This window comes from Roseisolibacter sp. H3M3-2 (genome assembly GCF_029211165.1).
Classification (GTDB): domain Bacteria; phylum Gemmatimonadota; class Gemmatimonadetes; order Gemmatimonadales; family Gemmatimonadaceae; genus Roseisolibacter.
Genome location: NZ_JARGEK010000444.1, coordinates 1 through 3513, shown reverse-complemented (window position 1 = coordinate 3513; position 3513 = coordinate 1). Strand labels below are relative to the sequence as shown.

Here is a 3513-nt window from a genome sequence, read left to right as displayed (position 1 = left end):
GCGCCGCCTGCGGGCGGCGCGGGGCGGCCACGCGCGGGCGGCGCTTCCGGACGACCTTCTTGACCGACGGCCCGACCGGCGCGGCCGCCGCCTTCGGGCGCGCCGGGCTCGCCGCACGCGGCTTGACCGCGACCCGCCGCACCGGCCGCTTCTTGGCCGCGCTGGGCGAGATCGCGAAGCTCAGCTTCGGCGCGACGGGCTCGCAGAGCGGATCCTGCGCGGCGGTCGGGGCCTGGGCGACGCCGGGGGCGAGCGGGGCGCCGGCAGCGAGCACGGCGGCCGCTGCGGGGAGGCACCACCGGGGGAAGGTCATCGCGGAACGGTCCTGTCGTCGGGGAGCGGAACGGCGGGGCGTGGCGGCGGGCGGCCACGACCGTGGTCGGGGCAGTCCGCGTGCCGTACGCTCGAGGCCGTTACCGTGGCGCGCTACGTGGGGAGGGGACGTCGGCGCCGGTGGGCGGGACGCTCTGCCTGCGGCATGAGCGCCTCGTCACCTGTGGGAGGGACGCCACAACAGTAGAGCATGCCTGCCCGCGGGTCCAGAGTGGGCTCGGCCGTGAGACGGATCACGCCCCCCGCGCGCAACGTCCGCCGCCGAACTCGGCGGTCTGCGGCTCCGGGCGCGGCGCAGGGGCGCAGGGGGCGCCGGGCGCCCGGGGGAGACGGGGCGGGCCACGGAGCCCGCATCGACGGCTAAGTCCGCGCGGCGTCCCCACTTCGCCGATCCGGCCCCGTTGACATCGGGTATGACCCGGTTAGCTTGTGTAGGCTACGGCCGTGCAGGCGGCGCACACGATGGTGGGATGTCAGGTGGGCGCCGGCAGGGCGAGGCAGCAGCAGGCAGGGCCACGCAGGACGACAACTCGACGTCACGGCAATGGGCGGAGACGCCCCCGCTTTTCCCGAGCGGCCGCGACGCGCCATGGGTCCCCGTTCGCGCAGCAGTGGCGAGCGTACCCGGCGAGGGCGGATGGATACCAGTCCCGGTCCGGGGCGCTCGGTCCACCCGCGTTTTTGCTGTCCGGCGGGTCGCGTCGCGAGGCGCGGTCCGCCCCCCAACACCGGATCTACGCGACGCGGGCGCCGCGTCCGGCGGCGACACGCCGCGGGCCGACGCGCGCGACCAGAGCAGACGAGCCCCGATCATGCCACGGACGACCCCGCTCGAGCACTATCGCAACATCGGCATCATGGCGCACATCGATGCCGGGAAGACGACGACGACCGAGCGCATCCTCTACTATACCGGCAAGTCGCACAAGATCGGCGAGGTGCACGACGGCGCCGCGACGATGGACTGGATGGAGCAGGAGCAGGAGCGCGGCATCACGATCACGTCGGCCGCGACGACCTGCTTCTGGCAGCGCCACGGCCAGAGCGACAAGCAGGGCGAGGGGCCGGAGTACCGGATCAACATCATCGACACGCCGGGCCACGTCGACTTCACCGTCGAGGTGGAGCGGTCGCTGCGCGTGCTCGACGGCGCCGTGACGCTGCTCGACTCGGTCGCCGGCGTGGAGCCGCAGACCGAGACGGTGTGGCGCCAGGCGGACCGGTACCGCGTGCCGCGCATGATCTTCTCGAACAAGATGGACCGCACGGGCGCGAACTTCGACCGCTGCATGTCCATGATCAAGGACCGGCTGAGCCGCAAGGCGTTCGCGCTGCAGCTGCCGGTCGGGTCGGGCGAGCTGTTCACCGGCCACATCGACGTCATCGAGCGCAAGCAGTACATCTTCGACGAGGCCACCCTCGGCAAGACGTTCACCGTGGTGGACGTGCCCGAGGAGTTCCGCGACGCCATGGAGCAGGCGCGGCACGACGCGATCGACGCGGCGGTGGAGCACGACGAGGCGCTGCTCGAGAAGTACCTGTCGGGCGAGGAGCTGACGGTCCCGGAGATCCGCCAGGCGATCCGCAAGGCGACGATCGCGATGGAGTTCGTCCCCGTCTTCTGCGGCGCCTCGTTCAAGAACAAGGGCGTGCAGGCGCTGCTCGACGCGGTGATCGACTACCTGCCGGCGCCGATCGACGTGCCCGCGATCCAGGGCCACCTGCCGCACCACGACGAGACGTTCGTCGAGTGCCCGGTGACCGACGACGCGGCCTTCGCCGGCCTGGCGTTCAAGATCGCGACCGACCCGTTCGTCGGGAAGCTGACGTTCTTCCGCGTCTACTCGGGCGTGCTGAACTCGGGCTCCTACGTCTACAACTCGACGAAGGACAAGCGCGAGCGCGTCGGCCGCCTGCTGCAGATGCACGCGAACAAGCGCGAGGAGATCACCGAGGTGCGCGCCGGCGACATCGCCGCCGCCATCGGCCTCAAGGACACGCGCACCGGCGACACGCTCTGCTCCGAGGACAGCCCGCTGATCCTCGAGGCGATGAAGTTCCCGGCGCCCGTGATCGACGTCGCCATCGAGCCGAAGACCAAGGCCGACCAGGACAAGCTGGCGATCGCGCTGCAGAAGCTGGCCGAGGAGGACCCGACGTTCCGCGTGCACACCGACGCGGAGACCGGGCAGACGATCATCTCGGGGATGGGCGAGCTGCACCTCGAGATCATCGTCGACCGCATGATGCGCGAGTTCAAGGTCGACGCGAACGTGGGCCGCCCGCAGGTGGCCTACCGCGAGACCATCAAGAAGCGCGTCGAGAAGGTCGAGGGGAAGTTCATCCGCCAGTCGGGCGGCAAGGGCCAGTACGGGCACTGCGTGATCAACATGCAGCCGTCCGAGGCCGGCCAGGGCTTCGTCTTCGAGGACAAGATCGTCGGCGGCGTCATCCCCCGCGAGTACATCGGCCCGATCGAGCAGGGGATCAAGGAGGCGCTGGAGAACGGCGTCCTCGCCGGCTACCCGATGGTCGACGTGAAGGTCGAGCTGGTGTTCGGCTCGTACCACGACGTCGACTCGAGCGAGATGGCGTTCAAGATCGCCGGCTCGATGGCCTTCAAGGAGGCCGCGGCCCGCGCCAACCCGGCGCTGCTCGAGCCGGTCATGAAGGTCGAGGTGGTCTGCCCCGAGGCCTACATGGGCGACGTGCTCGGCGACATCTCGAGCCGCCGCGGCAAGATCGGCGGGATGATGCAGCGCGGCGAGGCGCAGGTGATCGCGGCCAACGTCCCGCTGTCCGAGATGTTCGGCTACTCGACGCGACTCCGCTCGATGTCGCAGGGGCGCGCCGTGTACTCGATGGAGTTCTCGCACTACGAGGAAGTGCCGAAGTCGAAGGCGGACGAGATCATCAGCAAGGTCAAGGCGTGACGGGCTCCGCTCGACGCTGATTAGTCACCACCTAGCACCGACAGGGACAGCACCATGGGCAAGGCCAAATTCGAGCGGACGAAGCCGCACGTGAACGTGGGCACCATCGGCCACGTCGACCACGGGAAGACCACCCTGACCGCCGCGATCACCACGATCCAGGCGAACAAGGGCCTCGCGCAGAAGATCGCCTTCGACCAGATCGACAAGGCGCCCGAGGAGCGCGAGCGCGGCATCACGATCTCGA

The 3513-nt window shown here is 70.2% G+C and carries 2 protein-coding genes and 1 pseudogene; 2 read left to right on the top strand and 1 reads right to left on the bottom strand.

Features of this window, described 5'->3' with window-relative positions; genetic code table 11:
- Positions 1 to 313 (bottom strand): annotated as a pseudogene (locus PYV61_RS22685) (hypothetical protein); the annotation flags it as partial.
- Between the two features lie 832 nt (positions 314 to 1145).
- On the opposite strand from PYV61_RS22685, the gene fusA reads away from it, so the two are divergent.
- Together fusA and PYV61_RS22675 are read left to right on the top strand one after the other, a co-directional pair.
- Positions 1146 to 3266: an elongation factor G gene (fusA, locus tag PYV61_RS22680; protein WP_275835964.1), complete on the top strand. Its 2121-nt coding sequence runs from the start codon at positions 1146 to 1148 to the stop codon at positions 3264 to 3266.
- A 54-nt stretch (positions 3267 to 3320) separates the two neighbouring features.
- Positions 3321 to 3513, top strand: a 193-nt coding sequence (locus PYV61_RS22675) for a GTP-binding protein (RefSeq protein WP_275835962.1), incomplete at its 3' end; no start/stop codon positions are given.